Below are 18,151 nucleotides of genomic sequence, written 5' to 3' on the forward strand. Positions count from 1 at the left end.
TGTCCGCCGCTCGCGCGTTAGACGTACCGCTCCAGGATCGACGACTCCGCCAGCCGCGACAGGCCCTCGCGCACGCTGCGCGCCCGGGCCTCGCCGACGCCGTCCACCGTCTGCAGGTCGTCAACGCTCGCGGCGAGCAGCTTCTGCAGCCCGCCGAAATGCTCCACCAGGCGGTCGATGATCGCGCCGGGCAGCCGGGGCACCTTGGCCAGCAGACGGAAACCGCGCGGCGAGACAGCCGAGTCCAGTGTCTCGGGCGAGCCCGTGTAGCCCAGCGCCCGTGCCACCGTGGGCAGTTCGAGCAGCTCGGCGTGGGTCAGGGCGTCGAGCTCGGACAGCGCCTCGTCGACCGTGCGGGAACGCTTGGCCGTGGGCTCGGGGACGTAGTCCCGCACGACCAGCTCACGCTCGGGCTCCACGCCGGCGATCAGCTCGTCGAGCTGGAGGGCGAGCAGACGGCCGTCCGTGCCCAGCTCCACCACGTACTCGGCGATCTCCGTGGCGATGCGGCGCACCATCTCCAGGCGCTGGGCGACCGCCGAGACGTCCCGGACGGTGACCAGGTCCTCGATCTCCAGCGCCGACAGCGTGCCCGCGACCTCGTCGAGGCGGAGCTTGTAGCGCTCCAGGGTCGCCAGGGCCTGGTTGGCGCGGGACAGGATCGCCGCCGAGTCCTCCAGGACGCGCCGCTGGCCGTCCACGTACAGCGCGATCAGCCGCATCGACTGGGAGACCGAGACGACCGGGTAGCGGACCTGCTTGCTGACCCGGTCGGCGGTGCGGTGCCGGGTGCCCGTCTCCTCCGTCGGGATCCCCGGGTCGGGGACCAGCTGCACGCCCGCGCGCAGGATCTTCGACAGGTCCGAGGACAGCACGATGCCGCCGTCCAGCTTGCACAGCTCGCGCAGACGGGTCGCGGTGAACTCGACGTCCAGCACGAAGCCGCCGGTGCACAGCGCCTCGACCGTCTTGTCGGAGCCGAGCACGATGAGCCCGCCGGTGTTGCCCCGGAGCACCCGCTCCAGGCCGTCACGCAGGGCGGTGCCCGGTGCCACGGCGCTCAGAGAGGCGCGCATCAGGCCATCGGTACCGGCACTCCCACCGGACTTTCCGGGAGCTGCTGCCCGGTCGTTGGCTGCCACTGCACTCCTCCGGTCGCAGGTTCTGGGCGCCCCCGTGTCGCGCGCTTGGTTCGCACGGACGGGCGAGACCAGGGCAAAGTCTACCGGCGACCCTCCTCGTCCCGTGGGGCCTCTCTGCGACGGGACCGGGGAAGGACCCCCAGGGCGTCCCCTATGTCCGCGACTTCCCTCACCTTCATGCCCGGCGGGATCTTGCCGGGATCGCCCGGTACCAGCGCGTGTGTGAAGCCCAGACGGTGGGCTTCGGCCAGGCGGCGCTGCACGCCCGTGACGCGCCTCACCTCTCCGGCGAGCCCCACTTCGCCGATCGCCACGAGGTTCTTGGGGAGAGGTGTGTCACTCGCGGCGCTGGCGAGCGCGAGGGCGACGGCCAGGTCCGCAGCGGGCTCCGAGAGCCTCACCCCGCCGACCGTCGCGGAGTAGATGTCCCTTTTGCCCAAGGCGCTGATCCGGCCGCGCTGTTCCAGCACCGCCAGCATCATCGAGACGCGGGAGGTCTCCAGGCCCGAGGTCGTGCGGCGCGGGGAGGGGATCTGCGAGTCGACCGTGAGCGCCTGGACCTCGGCGACCAGCGGGCGGCGGCCCTCCAGGGTGACGGTCAGGCAGGTGCCCGGGACCGGCTCCGCCCGGCGGGTCAGGAACAGCCCGCTCGGATCCGCGAGGCCCGTGATGCCCTCGTCGTGCAGCTCGAAGCAGCCGACCTCGTCGGTGGTGCCGTAGCGGTTCTTGACGCCGCGCACGAGGCGCAGGCGGGCGTGCCGGTCGCCCTCGAAGTGCAGCACGACGTCGACCAGGTGCTCCAGCAGGCGGGGGCCGGCGATCGCGCCGTCCTTCGTGACGTGACCCACCAGGAGCGTGGACATGCCGCGGTCCTTGGAGGCCCGGATCAGGGCCCCGGCGACCTCGCGCACCTGGGCCATGCCGCCGGGCGCGCCGTCGATCTCCGGGGAGGCCACCGTCTGCACCGAGTCCATGACGAGCAGCGAGGGCTTCACCGCGTCCAAATGGCCCAGCACCGCGGCCAGATCCGTCTCGGCCGCCAGGTACAGATGGTCGTCGATGGCGCCGATGCGGTCGGCGCGCAGCCGGACCTGGCTCGCCGACTCCTCGCCCGTGACGTACAGCGTGCGGTGCTCGTCGCTCGCCGACTTGGCCGCCACGTCCAGCAGGAGCGTCGACTTGCCGACGCCCGGCTCGCCCGCGACCAGCACCACCGCCCCGGGGACCAGTCCGCCGCCGAGCACGCGGTCCAGCTCGGGCACGCCGGTGGGGCGGGCGGTGGCCTGGCGGCCGTCCACCTGGCCGATGGGCAGGGCGGAGGTGGTGACCCGGCCCGGCGTCGTCGTACGGACCGCGGGCGTGCCGTACTCCTCGACCGTCCCCCAGGCCTGGCACTCGGGGCAGCGGCCGAGCCACTTCGCCGTCTGCCAGCCGCACTCCGTGCAGCGGTAGGACGGGCGGTCCTTGGTGGATTTCGTACGGGCAGCCATGGACCGAACCGTAGCCGCCGCCACTGACATCGCGGGGACCGGTCGGCGGTCGCGGCACGCGCGCCAGGGTCCGCCACCCCGCGCCGACGGCGGAACGAAAGGTTCCTGGCCCCGTTTGAGGGATCGTTTCACCCTTACGGATTAAATGTGCCCAAGCCACCAGAAGCCGCCACTGTCGGCCCCCTACGGTCGCCGAATGATGAGCAGTACTCCGGAGATCCCGACCCGCTCGACCCGCACGGCCGGCGCACACCGGGCGCACCGGGAAGCGCGTGACCGCGGGGCGGCGCGCACGCTGGCGCAGCATCCGCCCGCGCGGTACGAGCCCTACCTGGACGGCCTGTTCACCTACTGCCTGTCGGTGCTCTGCGACCACGACACCGCGACCGCGGCCCTGGGCGACGCCCTCGCGGTCGCCGAACGCCGCGGCCGCCAGGTCCCCGCCGCCCCCGCCGACCGCAGGGCCTGGCTCTACGCGCTGGCCCGCTGGGCGTGCCTGCGCAAGCTGGCCGAGGCCAAGCAGAAACGTCAGAGCAGCCACGCGGCGGGCCGCACCGGGCGGGAGCGCACCGAGGGCCCGGACGCCCCGGCCGTCTCCGAGGAGGTCCGGGAGCGCCGCCGCCGCGAACTGGGCCTGCTGGCCTGGCCGGAGGCCGCCGGCACCACCCCGGAGCAGCGCGAGGCGCTCGAACTGGCCGTGCGCCACCACCTCGCCGCGCACGAGGTCGCCGCCGTCCTCGGCAAGGACGTGGCCGCCACCCGCGACCTGCTCGCCTCCGCCGCCTGCGAGGTGGAGCGCACGCGTGCCGCCCTCGCCGTCGTCGAGACCGGGGCCTGCCCGAGCGTGGCGCACCTCGTCGGGGACAACCGGCTCGTGCTCGGCACGGCCCTGCGCCGTGAACTCGTCCGGCACGTCGACGACTGCCCGCGCTGCCGCCGGACCGCCGAGCGCGCCATCCCCGGCCGCTGGCCCGGCACCAGCGTCACCCCGGCCGAACTGCCCGTCCTGCCCGCGCCCCGGGCGGCCCTGCACGTGGCCATGGCGCACCAGCCGCGCGCGCGGAGCGCCGCCCCCCGCTTCGACCGGCGCGGCTTCCCCATGGACCCCAAGGACCACGCCGCCCGCAGGGACCGCCTGCGCGCGCGTGCCGTCACCGCGACCGTCGTCGCCACCGTCGTGGCCGCCCCCGTGCTCGCCCTGTGGGCGGCCTACCGGGGCACCCCGGTAGGCGAGGCACAGGACGGCCGCTCCGCCTCCGCCCAGGAGAGCGACGACCCGCTCGGCCTGGACGGCGAGATGGCGGGCGGCGGCTACGAGAACACCGGCAACGCCAGTACCCGGCCCGGCCCCCGCTTCGGCGAGGACGGCGAGCCCGACGTCTCCGTGGAGGTCATCGGCGTCGCGGGCGCCGGACAGAAGGCCGCCCTGGAGGTCACCGCGGACAACAGCGGCGACACCACCCTCATCACCCTCACAGGCACCGGCAGCACCTCGGTGCGCTGGTCCGCCTCCACGGGAGCCGGCTGGCTCTACCTCAGCCGGTCCGCGGGCACGCTCCGCCCCGGCGAGTCGACGACGATCAAGGTGTACGTCGACCACCTGCGGGAGCCGTCCGGCCCCTGGCGCGCACAGGTGGCCGTCGCCCCGGTCGGCGCCGTCGTGCACATCGAGGGCTACGGCACCGCGCCGACGCCCTCCGCGCCCGGACCAGCCCCCCGGCCCAGCGGCCCGGCCGACCCGCCCCCGACCAGGCCCGATCCGACGCCCACGACATCCGCCCCGGACCCGGAGCCGACACCGACCACGCCGCCCCCGTCGCCCGACCCGGACCCCACGCCCACACCGACGCCCACGCCCGAACCGACGGAGCCGGCCACGGCCGAGCCGATGGCCGCGACCTCCGCGAGCTCCGCGCCCCCGGAGAGCGCGGACCCGAGCCCCTCCATGTCGTAGACGGGCCCGGGAAGCCCGGTGACCCGGTCCGCCGGCCGGTCAGGCCTGCGGACCGGCCGGATCCGCCGGATGCGGGGCCAGCAGCGGCAGCTGCGAGGCCAGCCGCTCCTCGCACAGCTCGACCAGCCGGTCGTAGCCGGCCTTGCCCATCAGCTCGATCAGCTCCGGCCGGTAGGAGACGTACACCGGCTCGCCCGCGCCGTGCGCCGAGGTCGCCGAGGTGCACCACCAGTGCAGGTCGTGCCCGCCCGGGCCCCAGCCGCGGCGGTCGTACTCACCGATCGACACCTGCAGCACGCGCGTGTCGTCGGGCCGGTCGATCCACTCGTACGTCCGCCGCACCGGCAGCTGCCAGCACACGTCCGGCTTGGTCTCCAGCGGCTCGCGGCCCTCCTTCAGGGCGAGGATGTGCAGCGAGCAGCCCGCGCCGCCCGGGAAGCCCGGCCGGTTCTGGAAGACGCAGGACCCCTGGAAGGGGCGCGTCTGGCGCTCGCCGTCCTCGTCCTCGGACACCCAGCCGTTCCTGGTGCCCTCGGCGTGGTGCTGCCAGATGTCCGGTGTCAGCCGCGCCACGTGCTCGGCGACGCGCTTCTCGTCGTCCTCGTCGGAGAAGTGGGCACCCAGACTGCAGCATCCGTCGTCCGCACGGCCGGCCTGGATGCCCTGGCAGCCGCTGCCGAAGATGCAGTTCCAGCGAGAGGTCAGCCATGTCAGATCGCAGCGGAACACCTGCTCCTCGTCCGCCGGATCAGGGAACTCCACCCACGCGCGCGCGAAGTCGAGGCCCTTCTCGTCGGGTTCCGCGGCACCGGGTGATTTGTCGCGCTTCGCCTTTTTCGTCTTTGGCACGAGTCCAGGGTACGGGCCTCTTACCCCCGCCGAGGACGGCCGGGGCCCCGGCTGGCAGTAGCGTTCCGTACATGAGACTCGGTGTCCTCGACGTGGGATCGAACACGGTGCATCTGCTCGTGGTGGACGCGCACCCCGGCGCGTGCCCGCTGCCCGCCCACTCGCACAAGGCGGAACTGCGCCTCGCCCAGCTCCTCGACGACGACGGCGCGATCGGCCCGCACGGCGTCGACCGGCTGGTCTCGGTCGTCCACAAGGCGCTGCAGGCGGCCGAGGACAAGGGCGTCGAGGAGGTGCTCCCGTTCGCGACCTCCGCCGTGCGCGAGGCCCGCAACGCCGACGACGTCCTCGCGCGCGTGCGCACCGAGACCGGCGTCGAGCTGCAGGTCCTCACCGGCGAGGAGGAGGCCCGGCTCACCTTCCTCGCCGCCCGCCGCTGGTTCGGCTGGTCGGCCGGGAAACTCCTGGTCCTGGACATCGGCGGCGGTTCCCTGGAGATCGCCTACGGCATGGACGAGGAGCCCGACGCGGCCGCCTCCCTGCCCCTGGGCGCGGGACGCCTGACCGCCGGCTGGCTCCCGGGGGACCCGCCCGACGCCAACGACGTCCGCGCCCTGCGCCGCCACGTCCGTACGGAGATCGCCCGCACGGTCGGCGAGTTCAGCCGCCTCGGCGCCCCCGACCACGTCGTCGCCACCTCCAAGACCTTCAAGCAGCTCGCCCGCATCGCCGGCGCCGCCCGCTCCGCCGAGGGCCTCTACGTCCAGCGCGAGCTCAAGCGGGAGTCCCTGGAGGGCTGGGTCCCGCGGCTGTCCGGCATGACGGAGCGGGAACGGGCGGAACTCCCCGGAGTCTCCGAGGGCCGGGCGGGCCAGCTGCTGGCGGGCGCGCTCGTCGCCGAGGCCGCCATGGACCTCTTCGGTGTGGAGCGCCTGGAGATCTGCCCGTGGGCGCTCAGGGAGGGCGTGATCCTGCGCAAACTGGATCACATGGAGTCGGCGTAGGGCGCGAGGGGCGCGGGGCCGTGCCGGCGGACGGCTCCCCGGCGTGACCGGCGCCACGGTCCGCCCCGCCGTGCACGTGGCAATCACCACAACGGCGAACGGGCACCCCACGACCTCCCCACCCCACCCCGTAATCTGTGCTGCATGGCAGAGCCAGCCGTAAAGATCCCGGACGCGAAGGTCGCCCTCTCGACGGCCTCGGTCTACCCGGAGTCGACGGCCACGGCCTTCGAGATCGCCGCGCGCCTCGGCTACGACGGAGTCGAGGTCATGGTCTGGACCGATCCGGTCAGCCAGGACATCGAGGCCCTGCGCAGACTCAGTGACTACCACCGGATCCCGGTCCTGGCCGTGCACGCGCCCTGCCTGCTCATCACGCAGCGGGTCTGGTCCACCGACCCCTGGACCAAGCTCCAGCGGGCCCGTGCGGCGGCGGAGAAGCTCGACGCGAGCACGGTCGTGGTCCACCCGCCGTTCCGCTGGCAGCGCCAGTACGCGCGGGACTTCGTCACCGGGATCTGGCGCATGGCGAACGAGACGGACGTGCGCTTCGCCGTCGAGAACATGTACCCCTGGCGCTACCGCGACCGCGAGATGCTCGCCTACGCCCCCGACTGGGACGTCACCAAGGACGACTACCGGCACTTCACGATCGACCTCAGCCACACCGCGACGGCCCGTACCGACGCGCTGGACATGGTCGACCGCATGGGGGACCGCCTCGGCCACGTCCACCTCGCCGACGGCCGCGGTTCCGCCAAGGACGAGCACCTGGTCCCCGGCCGCGGCACCCAGCCCTGCGCCGAGGTGCTGGAACGGCTCGCGCTGACCGGCTTCGACGGGCACGTCGTGATCGAGGTCAACACCCGCCGCGCCATGTCGAGCGCCGAGCGGGAGGCCGACCTCGCCGAGGCGCTGGCCTTCACCCGCCTCCACCTGGCGTCGGCGGCGAAGGTGCCACGCCGATGACCGACCCGGCCGGCCCCGCCGCCCGCCGCCGCGGGCGCCCCCCGCGCACCGAGTCGGCGGGCACCCGGGAACGCATCCTCACCGCCGCCCGCGACGAGTTCTCCGAGCGCGGCTACGAGAAGACCTCCATCCGCGGCGTCGCCAAGGCGGCCGGGGTGGACCCGGCCCTGGTGCACCACTACTTCGGCACGAAGGAGCAGGTCTTCGAGGCGGCGATCACCCAGTCCTTCGGCCCCGCCCTGCAGGCGCCCAAGGCCGTCGAGGAGGGCCCGCTCGACGGCGTGGGGGAGCGGCTGGCCCGCTTCTTCTTCGGCGTCTGGGAGAACCCGGCGACCCGCGCGCCCCTGCTCGCCATCGTCCGCTCGGCCGTCACCAACGACACCGCGGCCGCCGTCTTCCGCCGGATCATCGCCACCCAGGTGCTGCGCCGCATCGCCGTACGGCTGGACCTGCCCGACGCGGAACTGCGGGCCGAGCTGGCCGCCGCCCAGCTCGTGGGCACGGCGGTCCTGCGCTACGTCATCAAGGTCGAGCCGCTGGCCTCGGCGGACCCGGAGCAGATCATCGCGCGGCTGGCCCCGGTCGTGCAGGGGCACCTGACCGGTCCGTAGCCCGCGCGCGGGCCGAGACGGTCATCAGCCGGCGAGCGGGCCGAGACAGTCATCAGCCAGCGAGCGGGCCGAGACAGTCGTCAGCCCGTGCGCGAGCCGAGACAGTCATCCCGCATTCCGGACACACCGTCCCGCCCACTGGATGACCGGCGTACGCTCGGTAGCAGTCAGAAATCTCCGAATCCTCTGACGCAGTCTCTGAAGGAGCGAGCGACGATGCCCGAGCTGAGGTCCCGCACAGTCACCCACGGCCGCAACATGGCGGGCGCCCGCGCCCTGATGCGCGCCTCCGGTGTACCCGGTGCGGACATCGGCCGCAAGCCGATCATCGCGGTCGCCAACAGCTTCACGGAGTTCGTCCCCGGTCACACGCACCTGGCGCCGGTCGGCCGGATCGTCAGCGAGGCGGTGGTCGAGGCCGGCGGCATCCCGCGGGAGTTCAACACCATCGCCGTGGACGACGGCATCGCCATGGGCCACGGCGGCATGCTCTACTCGCTGCCCTCGCGCGACCTGATCGCGGACAGCGTGGAGTACATGGTCGAGGCGCACTGCGCCGACGCCCTGATCTGCATCTCCAACTGCGACAAGATCACCCCGGGCATGCTCAACGCGGCCCTGCGCCTGAACATCCCGACGGTCTTCGTCTCGGGCGGCCCGATGGAGTCCGGCCGCGCCACCCTCGTCGACGGCACGGTCCGCACGCTCGACCTGGTCGACGCGATCTCCGACGCCGTGAACGACAAGATCTCGGACGAGGACATCCTCCGTATCGAGGAGAACGCCTGCCCGACCTGCGGCTCCTGTTCCGGCATGTTCACCGCCAACTCGATGAACTGCCTGACCGAGGCCATCGGCCTGTCCCTGCCGGGCAACGGCTCGGTCCTCGCCACGCACACGGCCCGCAAGCAGCTGTACGTCAACGCGGCGAAGACCGTCATGGACATCACCCGCCGCTACTACGAGCAGGACGACGAGACGGTCCTGCCGCGCAGCGTGGCGTCCTTCGCGGCCTTCGAGAACGCCATGGCGCTCGACATCGCCATGGGCGGCTCCACCAACACGATCCTGCACCTGCTGGCCGCCGCCCAGGAGGCGGGTGTCCCCTTCGGCCTGGAGGAGATCAACGACGTCTCCCGCCGCGTGCCGTGCCTGGCCAAGGTCGCCCCGAACGTCGCCAAGGACCGCACGTACTACATGGAGGACGTGCACCGCGCCGGCGGCATCCCCGCCCTGCTGGGCGAGCTGCACCGCGCGGGCCTGCTCAACGAGGACGTGCACTCCGTCCACAGCCCGTCCCTCGCCGACTGGCTGAAGACCTGGGACGTGCGCGGCGGCTCCCCGTCCGCCGAGGCCGTCGAGCTGTGGCACGCGGCGCCCGGCTGCGTCCGTTCCGCCGAGGCCTTCTCGCAGTCCGAGCGCTGGGAGGCGCTGGACGAGGACGCCGAGGGCGGCTGCATCCGCTCCGTCGAGCACGCCTACTCCAAGGACGGCGGCCTCGCGGTCCTCAAGGGCAATCTGGCCGTGGACGGCTGCGTGGTGAAGACGGCCGGCGTCGACGAGTCCATCTGGACCTTCGAGGGCCCGGCGGTGGTCTGCGAGTCGCAGGAGGAGGCCGTCCAGAAGATCCTCACCCAGCAGGTCAAGGACGGCGACGTCGTCGTCATCCGCTACGAGGGCCCCAAGGGCGGCCCCGGTATGCAGGAGATGCTCTACCCGACCTCGTACCTGAAGGGCCGCGGCCTCGGCAAGACCTGCGCGCTGGTCACGGACGGCCGCTTCTCCGGCGGCACCTCGGGCCTGTCCATCGGCCACGCCTCGCCCGAGGCGGCCGCGGGCGGCACGATCGCCCTCGTCGAGGACGGCGACCGCATCCGCATCGACATCCCGAACCGCTCGATCGACCTGCTGGTCGACGACGCCGAACTGGCCCGCCGCGAGCAGGCCCTGAACGGCGTGTACGCCCCGAAGAACCGCGACCGCAAGGTCTCGGCCGCCCTGCGCGCCTACGCGGCGATGGCGACCAGCGCGGACAAGGGCGCGGTGCGCGACGTCACGAAGCTCGGCTGAGTCCCCTCTCGCGACGAGGGCCGCTTCCCACAAAATCACCGCAGAGGGGGGCGGTCCTCGCGCGTGTCCGCCTCCGCCCCGGCCGGGGCCCTACCAGGCGGCGGGGTCGCGCCCGTTGACGGCGAAGACGGACCCGTCCGGCGCGGTGGCGTAGACCCGGTCACCGGCGAGCAGGGGCTCGGTGAGCACCGCGGGAACCCGGTCCGACCGTGCGCCCAGCCGCGGTGAGGTCTGCCCGGCGAGCTTCCCGCGCCGGGCGTCCACGGCGAGCAGCCGCCCGTCCGGGGTGGTGACGTACACGTACCGGTCACCGGCGACGGGCGTGGAGCCGCGGGTGACGCCGATCTCCAGGTTCCACAGCCGTTCGCGGGTGCCCAGGTCGACGGCGGTGAGGGAGCCGCCGGCCGCCATGAGGAAGGCCACGTTCCCGCGCACGGTGCCACGAGCCTGCTGCAGGGGGACGGTGAGCGGCACCCGTCGCGTCTCCTCGCTGTCCGGGGTGTGGCGGACCACCGCCGTCGCGTCGCCCCGTGTCGCGTCGACGGCCAGCAGGAACATCGACCCGTCCGCCGTGCCGAAGGGCTCCAGCGTCCCCTCCAGCCGGGCGTCCCACCGCACGTCTCCCGTCTCCGGGTCCACCGCGGTGACGCGGGTGCCCGACCCGTCGGCCGACGTGCTCGCGGCGTAGGCCAGCGGGTCACCGGCGAAGGTGGTGAAGTAGGGCGTCTGGTGACCGGGGATCCGGTGGCTCCACCGCGGATCACCGGAGGCGCTGTCGACGCCGGTGACCACCCCGTCCGTACCGGTGAGCAGGAGCATGCCACCGGCCGCCGCCACGCCGTTGTTCGCGGGCACGTCCCGCTCCCACCGGACCTCGCCCGAGTCCGGGTCGAGCGCCTCCAGGTGAGGCCCCTGGCCCAGCGCGGGCTGGACGAGCCCGCCGGTCAGCACCGGCGGCCCGCTCCTGGGGCCCCCGCCGACGGGATGCCGCCACTGCACGCGCCCGTCGGACGGGTCCAGGGCGAAGACCAGCCCCGGCACGCCGCAGAGCAACCGCCCCGCCCCCTGGGAGCACCGGGGCGTTCCCTTGCCGGACGCGGGCGTCGCCTCCCACCCGTTGAACGCGGCGGACGTCGTCCGCGGGGCCGCGGCGGGCGGTGCACCGCCGTCGCCGCCGCCCGGCGGGAGCGACAGCAGGGCCCCGGCGACGGCCAGGCCGAGCGCCCCGGCCCCGAGTGCCGCCCGCCTGCCGAGGCGCCTGCCCCGCTCGCGCCCGGCCGTCGCCTCGGGGGCGGGCCCCTCCGCGGCGGGCTCCTGCGGAACGGGCTCCTGCGGAACGGGCTCCTGCGGAACGGACTCCGGCGAGGCGGACTCCCCGGCGCAGGGCTGCCGCGCCGGAACGTCGTCCGCCCGCTGCGCGGGTATGAACAACTGCGTGTCGTACGACGCCGCGACCGAGCGCAGTTCCCGCATCAGCTCGTCCGGCGTGGGCCGCTCCTCCGGCTCCTTGGCCAGACAGCGCAGCACCAGCGGCGCGATCTCCTCCGGCACACCGGACAGGTCGGGTTCGTCGTGCACGACCTGGTAGGCGACGACGTAGGGGCTGTCGGAGTCGAACGGCCCGCGCCCCGTGGCCGCGTGCACCATCACCGACCCGAGCGCGAAGACGTCGGCGGCCGGACCCACGTCCCGCGGACGCCGGAACTGCTCGGGCGCCATGAAGGGCGGCGTACCGATCAACTTGCCGGTCTCGGTGCGCAGTTCGCTGTCCGACGGCCGGGAGATGCCGAAGTCGATGACCTTCGGCCCGTCCTCGGCGAGCAGGACGTTGCTGGGCTTCAGATCCCGGTGGACGACGCCGGCCCGATGGATGTCGCGCAGTGCCTCCGCCAGCCCGGCCATCAGGCGACGCAGCTGAGCCGTCGTCATGGGCCCGTTCCGCTTCACCTCCTCGGAGAGGGTCGGACCCGGGATGAACACGGTGGCCATCCACGGCCGTACGGCCTCCGGGTCGGCGTCCACCACGGATGCCGTGAAGGCCCCGCTCACCCTGCGCGCCGCCGCCACCTCCTGGCGGAAACGCCCCCTGAAGTCGGGGTCGTTGGCGTACTGGGCGTGCACCACCTTCACCGCGAGTTTCATCCCGGACGTGCTCCGGGCGAGGTGCACCACACCCATGCCGCCGGAGCCCAGGCAGGTCTCCAGCCGGTAGTGGCCGACGCTTTCGGGAAGTTCCGCTTCCGGTCCCGCTCCGGCGTCCCGCTGTGGCGCCATGGGACCACCCCCGTGCTGTTCGTCCGCGTGCGCGACGCACGGAGCCTAGTCGATGACTCGTACGAGACAGAGGCGGCTTGCTAGCCTCCCCGCACGGGTCACGCACAGGTGTTTCATTCCGTGACGCGGGGGAATCAACGGGGCCCCATGGCAGTCATGGGGTGCAACGGGGGAGGTTTTTTCATGTCTGTCGATCACGTGGAAGCACTCGAAGGCGGGGACGGGGCCGAGGCGGAGGTCGCCACCATGGCGGCATCGGCCCTGCCCTCCTACCCGGTCGCCCCGGGCGTCCGGCTGAACGTCCGCAGCGGTCCCGGCACCGGCTACTCCGTGGTCCGGGTCCTGCCCGAGGGCGCCAGGGTGACCATCTACTGCCAGACACCGGGCACGACGGTCTCCGGTCCCTACGGCACCTCCAACATCTGGGACAACATCGGCGACGGCCAGTACGTCGCGGACGTCTACGTGCGCACGGGCAGCGACGGCTACGTCCGCCCGCGCTGCGGCTGACACCGACGGAGCCCGCGGCACGCCCGGCGCCATAATCGACTCGTGAGAGACGAACCCGGCACCCCGGTCACCCCCGCGGGCTCCCCGGCCGGCACCACCGGCCCCCGCCCCGAGCCCCTGCGCTTCTTCGGCACGACCTGGCTCCACCACGACCACGGCTACACGGCCCGCCGCATCGCGGTCTCCGCCGGTTCGCTCACCGCCGCCGCCGTCTCCTGCCTCGTCCTGCGCCTCGCCTACCAGGGCCTCCGCCTCGCCGCGATCGGCGGCTTCGTCACGCTCCTCATGGTCGTGATGTTCGCGATCTGCAGCGCCCTGGCCTTCCGCCACACCTGGGACGGCTTCACCCGCCGCCCCGACCCCGAACGCCAGGCGTCCCTCCGCGGGCTCCTCGCCGTCGGCTTCGTCGGCTCCCTCCTCGCCTACTTCTTCCGCTCCCTCACCGAGGCCCCCGGAGAGAGGCTGCACCGCGAGGAGTACGACGCGGCCCGCGCGCGGCACGCCAAGCGCGCCACCCGCCGCTCGGGCAACCCGTCGAAGTCGAAGAAGCGCCGCGCCTGACTCACGCGCCCCGCACGGCCGTCGGGCACGGCCACATGGCTGCATGACCATGACCGAACCCGCCCACGACCCGACCGGAGCCGTCCCCACCCCCGAGCCCTCCGCCCGCGGCGCGCACTTGAGCGGCGTGGAACCCGGCGCCGGAATGGCGGCCCGGTTCCGTCGCACCTCCCGCACCTCCCCCTCGTCCGCGGCACCGGCGACGCCCTTCCCCTGGTCACCGCCTCCCTGGACCTCGTCACCCGCGCCCAGGCCTGGCACTGGACCGGCCCCGACCGCGCCGCCCCCGAGGCCCTGCGCCTCGGCGGCGCCCTCGCCCCGTGGTGGAACACCGACGCCGTCGGCGTCCCCTGGCTCGCCGAAGCCGCCACCCACTTCCCCCGCCCGCCGTGCTTGACGCGCCCCGCACCCGGGAGCATTATTCATCACATGATGAATAATGCTCCCGGCTCACCACGCCCCGACCCGTCACAGCCCGGCGCACCCACGCAACCGCCCGCCGCCGAGGAGGCCGCGGCGGCCGCCGTCCACGCCGACCACCTCACCGTCGTCCGCGGCTCCCGCACCGTCCTGCGCGACCTCGCCTTCACCGTCCCCCGCGGCCAGATCACCGGCCTCCTCGGCCCCTCCGGCTGCGGCAAATCCACCCTCATGCGCGCCATCGTCGGCACCCAGGCCAAGGTCACCGGCACCCTCGACGTCCTCGGCCGCCCCGCCGGCCACCCCACCCTGCGCACCCGCATCGGCTACGTCACCCAGGCCCCGTCCGTCTACGACGACCTGACGGTCCGCCAGAACCTCGACTACTTCGCCGCGATCCTCGACCCCGGCCGGCACGCCTCCGGCCGCCGCCACGACAACGTCAGCCGGGCCATCGCCGACGTCGACCTCACCAGCCACACCGACGCCCTGGCCGGCACCCTCTCCGGCGGCCAGCGCAGCCGCGTCTCCCTGGCCGTCGCCCTCCTCGGCACCCCCGAACTCCTGGTCCTCGACGAACCGACCGTCGGCCTCGACCCGGTCCTGCGCCGCGACCTGTGGAACCTCTTCCACGCCATCGCCGCCGACCGCGGCGCCACCCTGCTCGTCTCCTCCCACGTCATGGACGAGGCCGAGCGCTGCCACCGCCTCCTCCTCATGCGCGAGGGCGAGCTCCTCGCCGACGACAGCCCCGACGCCCTGCGCGACCGCACCGGCGCGGAAACGGTCGAGGAGGCCTTCCTGCACCTCGTCGACGAGGCGAAGGCGGCAGCCCGCACGAAGGAGACAACGCGATGACCACGACGCCCGCCCCCGCCCCCGCGGCCCCCCGGGCCCTGAACGCCTCCCGCACCACCGCCACCGCGGCCCGGGTCCTGCGCCAGCTCGTCCACGACCCCCGCACCATCGCGCTGCTCTTCCTCGTCCCGTGCCTGATGCTGCTCCTGCTGCGCTACGTCTACGACGGCAGCCCCCGCACCTTCGACAACATCGGCGCGTCCCTCCTCGGCATCTTCCCGCTGATCACGATGTTCCTCGTGACGTCCATCGCCACCCTGCGCGAACGCACCTCGGGCACCCTCGAACGCCTCCTCGCCATGCCCCTCGGCAAGGGCGACCTCATCGCCGGCTACGCCCTCGCCTTCGGCGGCTTCGCGATCGTCCAGTCCGCCCTGGCCACGGGCCTCGCCCTGTGGTTCCTCGGCCTCGACGTGACCGGCAGCCCCTGGCTGCTGCTGCTCGTGGCCCTGCTCGACGCCCTCCTCGGCACGGCCCTCGGCCTGTTCGTCTCGGCGTTCGCGGCGTCGGAGTTCCAGGCGGTGCAGTTCATGCCCGCGGTGATCTTCCCCCAGCTGCTCCTGTGCGGCCTGTTCACCCCGCGCGACAACATGCACCCGGTCCTGGAGGGCATCTCCGACGTCCTGCCCATGTCCTACGCGGTGGACGGCATGAACGAGGTCCTGCGCCACTCCGACATGACGGCCGTCTTCGTCCGGGACGTCCTGATCGTCGCCGGCTGCGCCCTGCTGGTCCTGGCCCTCGGAGCGGCGACCCTGCGACGCCGCACGGAGTAGGCCGCGCGGCCCACCGGAAGACCCGCGTCCGCACGCGGAAAGCACGCGGAAAGCACGCGGAACGCCCGCGCCCCGCACGACATCCCGCCCACCGGACACACCCCCGCCGCACCACCGCCGGGTGCGAGGATGAACCCGGACGACGCAACCCCGGGAGGACACCCCAGCCATGCCCCAGAAAGTCGCGGTCCTCGGCACCGGCAAGATCGGCGAAGCCCTGCTCAGCGGAATGATCCGCGCCGGCTGGTCCCCGGCCGACCTCCTGGTCACCGCCCGCCGCCAGGAACGAGCCGACGAACTCCGCACCCGCTACGGCGTCACCCCGGTCACCAACCCCGAGGCCGCCAAGTCCGCCGACACCCTGATCCTCACGGTCAAGCCGCAGGACATGGGCACCCTCCTCGACGAGCTGGCCCCCCACATCCCCGCCGACCGCCTGGTCATCAGCGGCGCCGCCGGCATCCCCACGGCCTACTTCGAGGAGCGCCTGGCCCCCGGCACCCCGGTCGTCCGCGTCATGACGAACACCCCCGCCCTCGTCGACGAGGCGATGTCCGTCATCTCCGCCGGCACCCACGCCACCGCCGACCACCTCGCCCACACCGAGGAGATCTTCGGCGCCGTCGGCAAGACCCTGCGCGTCCCCGAGTCCCAGCAGGACGCCTGCACCGCCCTCTCCGGCTCCGGCCCGGCCTACTTCTTCTACCTGGTCGAGGCCATGACCGACGCCGGCATCCTCCTGGGCCTGCCCCGCGACAAGGCCCACGACCTCATCGTCCAGTCCGCCATCGGCGCCGCGACGATGCTCCGCGACAGCGGCGAACACCCGGTCAAGCTCCGCGAGAACGTCACGTCCCCCGCCGGCACGACGATCAACGCCATCCGCGAACTCGAGAACCACGGCGTACGAGCCGCCCTCATCGCCGCCCTCGAAGCCGCCCGCGACCGCAGCCGAGCCCTGGCCTCCGGCAACAACAGCTGAGCGCCGAAGGGGGCGGGCCGATCACCCGCCCCCGCGGCCACCTCACCTCACACCGTCACCACGGCCCCGGCACCGGCCGTCTCCGCCACCGGGGGCAGCAACCCGATCGCGCGATACGCACCGTCCACCGTCGGCCGGGCCGTCCGCCGGGCCCGCTCCGCGCCGTCCCGCAGCACCGCCTCCACGAAGCCGGGATCCGCGGACAACTCCTTGTGCCGCGCCCGCAGCGGCCGCAGCACCTCGACGACGGCCTCCGCGGTGTCCCTCTTCAGCTCCCCGTACGACCCGTACGCCCCGGCCAGCTCCTCGGGACTCCCGCCGGCGCACGCGGCCAGGATCTCCAGCAGATTGGCGAGCCCCGGCCGCCCCTCCCGGTCGTACACGACCTCGCGCCCGCTGTCGGTCACCGCGCGCATGACCTTCTTCCGCACCACGTCCGGCTCGTCCAGCAGATGGACGATCCCCGGCCCGGTGTCGTCGCTCTTGCCCATCTTCGACGCCGGATCCTGCAGGTTCATCACCCGCGCCGCCACCCCCGGCCGCGTGGCCCGGGGCACCACGAACGTGTGGCCGTACCGCTGGTTGAACCGCACGGCCAGATCCCGTGCGAGTTCCACGTGCTGCCGCTGATCGTCCCCGACCGGCACCTCGTCGGTCCCGTACGCCAGGATGTCCGCGGCCATCAGCACGGGATACGTCAGCAGCGACAGCCGCACACTCCCGCCCCGCCGCTGCTCCCGCGCGGCCTTCTCCTTGTACTGGATCATCCGCCGCATCTCACCGTCGGTCGCCACGCACTCCAGCACGTACGACAGCCGCGCGTGCTCGTCGACGTGACTCTGCACGAACACCGTGCACCGCTCCGGATCCAGCCCGGACGCCAGCAGCAGGGTCGCCGCCTGGCGACTGAGCCGGCGCACCCGCGCCGGATCGTGGTCCACGGTCAGCGCGTGCAGATCGACCACGCAGAACAAGGCGTCGGACCGGTGCTGATCCACGGCGGCCCACCGCCGCATGGCTCCCAGATAGTTCCCCAGCGTCAGATGCCCCGTCGGCTTGACCCCGCTGAAGACCCGCGTCATCTCTCTCCTCCACCTTCCGGTCGGGACCGCCGCCCGAGCGGCCGCCCCTCGGTGGTCCCGGAGGGAGAAACACGAACGGCCGCCGAAGCGGCGGCCGTGAGTGCATACGTGAGGACGGCCGCCGTCAGGCGGCCCGCCAGGACTGGCTGCACGTACGCGTCGTCATGCGGCCCACCGTACGCCCCCGGGGCGCGGTCCGCCCCTGAGTTGACACGCCCGGAGCCCATCCGTACTGTTCTCCGAGTTGTCCGACGTGAGCGCCGACCCCGGTCGGTCCCCGGACAGCCATCCCGCAAGTACCCACCCACTTCGACGTGCAGTACGTATGCCGTCGTTTCCTTGGCGTGCGTATTTACGGAATGAGGAATACCCGTTCGAAAGGACGAGGCCCCCGATTAGGTCGGGAGCCAGGGAATCCGCTAAAGTCTCACCACGTCGGAACGGCCCAACAGCCGCGAAGACAAGCCCCTCTGACTGGGAATCAGGCCCGAAAGGATCTGATAGAGTCGGAACCGCCGGAAAGGGAAACGCGGAAGCGGGAACCTGGAAAGCACCGAGGAAATCGGATCGGAAAGATCTGATAGAGTCGGAAACGCAAG

15 protein-coding genes are annotated in these 18,151 nt (G+C 73.1%); 10 read left to right on the plus strand and 5 right to left on the minus strand.

What is annotated here, in order from left to right:
* Window positions 1-17: 17 nt before the first annotated feature.
* A complete protein-coding gene (gene disA / locus ABZY20_RS36505) occupies window positions 18-1,142 on the minus strand; it encodes a DNA integrity scanning diadenylate cyclase DisA (protein WP_356447726.1) in 1,125 nt (374 codons plus the stop codon).
* Window positions 1,143-1,222: 80 nt separating this feature from the next.
* Window positions 1,223-2,632: a DNA repair protein RadA gene (gene radA, locus ABZY20_RS36510; RefSeq protein ID WP_356447728.1), complete on the minus strand. Its 1,410-nt coding sequence runs from the start codon at window positions 2,630-2,632 to the stop codon at window positions 1,223-1,225.
* Between the two features lie 196 nt (window positions 2,633-2,828).
* Between radA and ABZY20_RS36515 the strand changes: the two genes are divergently transcribed.
* Window positions 2,829-4,586, plus strand: coding sequence for a hypothetical protein (locus tag ABZY20_RS36515; protein WP_356447730.1), 1,758 nt, complete (start codon window positions 2,829-2,831; stop codon window positions 4,584-4,586).
* A gap of 39 nt (window positions 4,587-4,625) precedes the next feature.
* Here the strand turns inward: ABZY20_RS36515 and ABZY20_RS36520 are convergent, their stop codons facing one another.
* Window positions 4,626-5,435, minus strand: coding sequence for a hypothetical protein (locus tag ABZY20_RS36520; protein WP_356447732.1), 810 nt, complete (start codon window positions 5,433-5,435; stop codon window positions 4,626-4,628).
* Between the two features lie 71 nt (window positions 5,436-5,506).
* On the opposite strand from ABZY20_RS36520, the gene ABZY20_RS36525 reads away from it, so the two are divergent.
* From ABZY20_RS36525 to ilvD, 4 genes are all read left to right on the plus strand, one after another.
* Window positions 5,507-6,439, plus strand: a complete 933-nt coding sequence (locus ABZY20_RS36525; protein WP_356447734.1) for a Ppx/GppA phosphatase family protein — start codon at window positions 5,507-5,509, stop codon at window positions 6,437-6,439.
* Between the two features lie 144 nt (window positions 6,440-6,583).
* A complete protein-coding gene (locus tag ABZY20_RS36530) occupies window positions 6,584-7,408 on the plus strand; it encodes a sugar phosphate isomerase/epimerase (protein WP_356447736.1) in 825 nt (274 codons plus the stop codon).
* Entirely contained in the window at window positions 7,405-8,019 is a 615-nt protein-coding gene (locus ABZY20_RS36535; protein ID WP_356447737.1) for a TetR family transcriptional regulator, read from the plus strand. Before ABZY20_RS36530 ends, ABZY20_RS36535 begins: the two co-directional genes overlap by 4 nt.
* 216 nt (window positions 8,020-8,235) lie before the next feature.
* Window positions 8,236-10,089: a dihydroxy-acid dehydratase gene (gene ilvD / locus ABZY20_RS36540; protein ID WP_356447739.1), complete on the plus strand. Its 1,854-nt coding sequence runs from the start codon at window positions 8,236-8,238 to the stop codon at window positions 10,087-10,089.
* A gap of 90 nt (window positions 10,090-10,179) precedes the next feature.
* Here the strand turns inward: ilvD and ABZY20_RS36545 are convergent, their stop codons facing one another.
* Window positions 10,180-12,363: a serine/threonine-protein kinase gene (locus tag ABZY20_RS36545; RefSeq protein WP_356447741.1), complete on the minus strand. Its 2,184-nt coding sequence runs from the start codon at window positions 12,361-12,363 to the stop codon at window positions 10,180-10,182.
* 183 nt (window positions 12,364-12,546) lie between these two features.
* Between ABZY20_RS36545 and ABZY20_RS36550 the strand changes: the two genes are divergently transcribed.
* From ABZY20_RS36550 to proC, 5 genes are all read left to right on the plus strand, one after another.
* Window positions 12,547-12,873, plus strand: coding sequence for an SH3 domain-containing protein (locus ABZY20_RS36550; RefSeq protein WP_356447743.1), 327 nt, complete (start codon window positions 12,547-12,549; stop codon window positions 12,871-12,873).
* A 42-nt stretch (window positions 12,874-12,915) separates the two neighbouring features.
* Window positions 12,916-13,434 carry an EamA/RhaT family transporter gene (locus ABZY20_RS36555; protein ID WP_356447744.1) on the plus strand — a complete coding sequence of 173 codons (519 nt, stop codon included), beginning with the start codon at window positions 12,916-12,918 and terminating at the stop codon, window positions 13,432-13,434.
* A gap of 429 nt (window positions 13,435-13,863) precedes the next feature.
* Window positions 13,864-14,712 (plus strand): ABC transporter ATP-binding protein, encoded by an 849-nt coding sequence (locus ABZY20_RS36560; protein ID WP_356447746.1) that lies wholly within the window; start codon window positions 13,864-13,866, stop codon window positions 14,710-14,712.
* Complete coding sequence (locus tag ABZY20_RS36565; protein ID WP_356447748.1) at window positions 14,709-15,488, plus strand: ABC transporter permease; 780 nt, start codon at window positions 14,709-14,711, stop codon at window positions 15,486-15,488. The genes ABZY20_RS36560 and ABZY20_RS36565 overlap by 4 nt, the downstream gene beginning before the upstream one ends.
* Before the next feature lie 169 nt (window positions 15,489-15,657).
* Window positions 15,658-16,470, plus strand: coding sequence for a pyrroline-5-carboxylate reductase (gene proC, locus ABZY20_RS36570; RefSeq protein ID WP_356447750.1), 813 nt, complete (start codon window positions 15,658-15,660; stop codon window positions 16,468-16,470).
* Between the two features lie 47 nt (window positions 16,471-16,517).
* On the opposite strand, the gene trpS is transcribed toward proC, so the two are convergent.
* Window positions 16,518-17,552, minus strand: a complete 1,035-nt coding sequence (gene trpS, locus ABZY20_RS36575) for a tryptophan--tRNA ligase (protein ID WP_356447752.1) — start codon at window positions 17,550-17,552, stop codon at window positions 16,518-16,520.
* Window positions 17,553-18,151: the final 599 nt, after the last annotated feature.

Origin of the sequence: Streptomyces sp. NPDC006624 (assembly GCF_040611555.1) — a bacterium.
Classification (GTDB): Bacteria; Actinomycetota; Actinomycetes; order Streptomycetales; family Streptomycetaceae; genus Streptomyces.

Excerpts from the sequence above, each read along its gene's own strand:
- radA (WP_356447728.1), bottom strand. The coding sequence starts at position 2,632 with ATGGCTGCCCGTACGAAATCCACCAAGGACCGCCCGTCCTACCGCTGC.
- ABZY20_RS36515 (WP_356447730.1), top strand. The coding sequence starts at position 2,829 with ATGATGAGCAGTACTCCGGAGATCCCGACCCGCTCGACCCGCACGGCC.
- ABZY20_RS36525 (WP_356447734.1), top strand. The coding sequence starts at position 5,507 with ATGAGACTCGGTGTCCTCGACGTGGGATCGAACACGGTGCATCTGCTC.
- ABZY20_RS36530 (WP_356447736.1), top strand. The coding sequence starts at position 6,584 with ATGGCAGAGCCAGCCGTAAAGATCCCGGACGCGAAGGTCGCCCTCTCG.
- ABZY20_RS36535 (WP_356447737.1), top strand. The coding sequence starts at position 7,405 with ATGACCGACCCGGCCGGCCCCGCCGCCCGCCGCCGCGGGCGCCCCCCG.
- ilvD (WP_356447739.1), top strand. The coding sequence starts at position 8,236 with ATGCCCGAGCTGAGGTCCCGCACAGTCACCCACGGCCGCAACATGGCG.
- ABZY20_RS36545 (WP_356447741.1), bottom strand. The coding sequence starts at position 12,363 with ATGGCGCCACAGCGGGACGCCGGAGCGGGACCGGAAGCGGAACTTCCC.
- ABZY20_RS36550 (WP_356447743.1), top strand. The coding sequence starts at position 12,547 with ATGTCTGTCGATCACGTGGAAGCACTCGAAGGCGGGGACGGGGCCGAG.
- ABZY20_RS36560 (WP_356447746.1), top strand. The coding sequence starts at position 13,864 with ATGATGAATAATGCTCCCGGCTCACCACGCCCCGACCCGTCACAGCCC.
- ABZY20_RS36565 (WP_356447748.1), top strand. The coding sequence starts at position 14,709 with ATGACCACGACGCCCGCCCCCGCCCCCGCGGCCCCCCGGGCCCTGAAC.
- proC (WP_356447750.1), top strand. The coding sequence starts at position 15,658 with ATGCCCCAGAAAGTCGCGGTCCTCGGCACCGGCAAGATCGGCGAAGCC.
- trpS (WP_356447752.1), bottom strand. The coding sequence starts at position 17,552 with ATGACGCGGGTCTTCAGCGGGGTCAAGCCGACGGGGCATCTGACGCTG.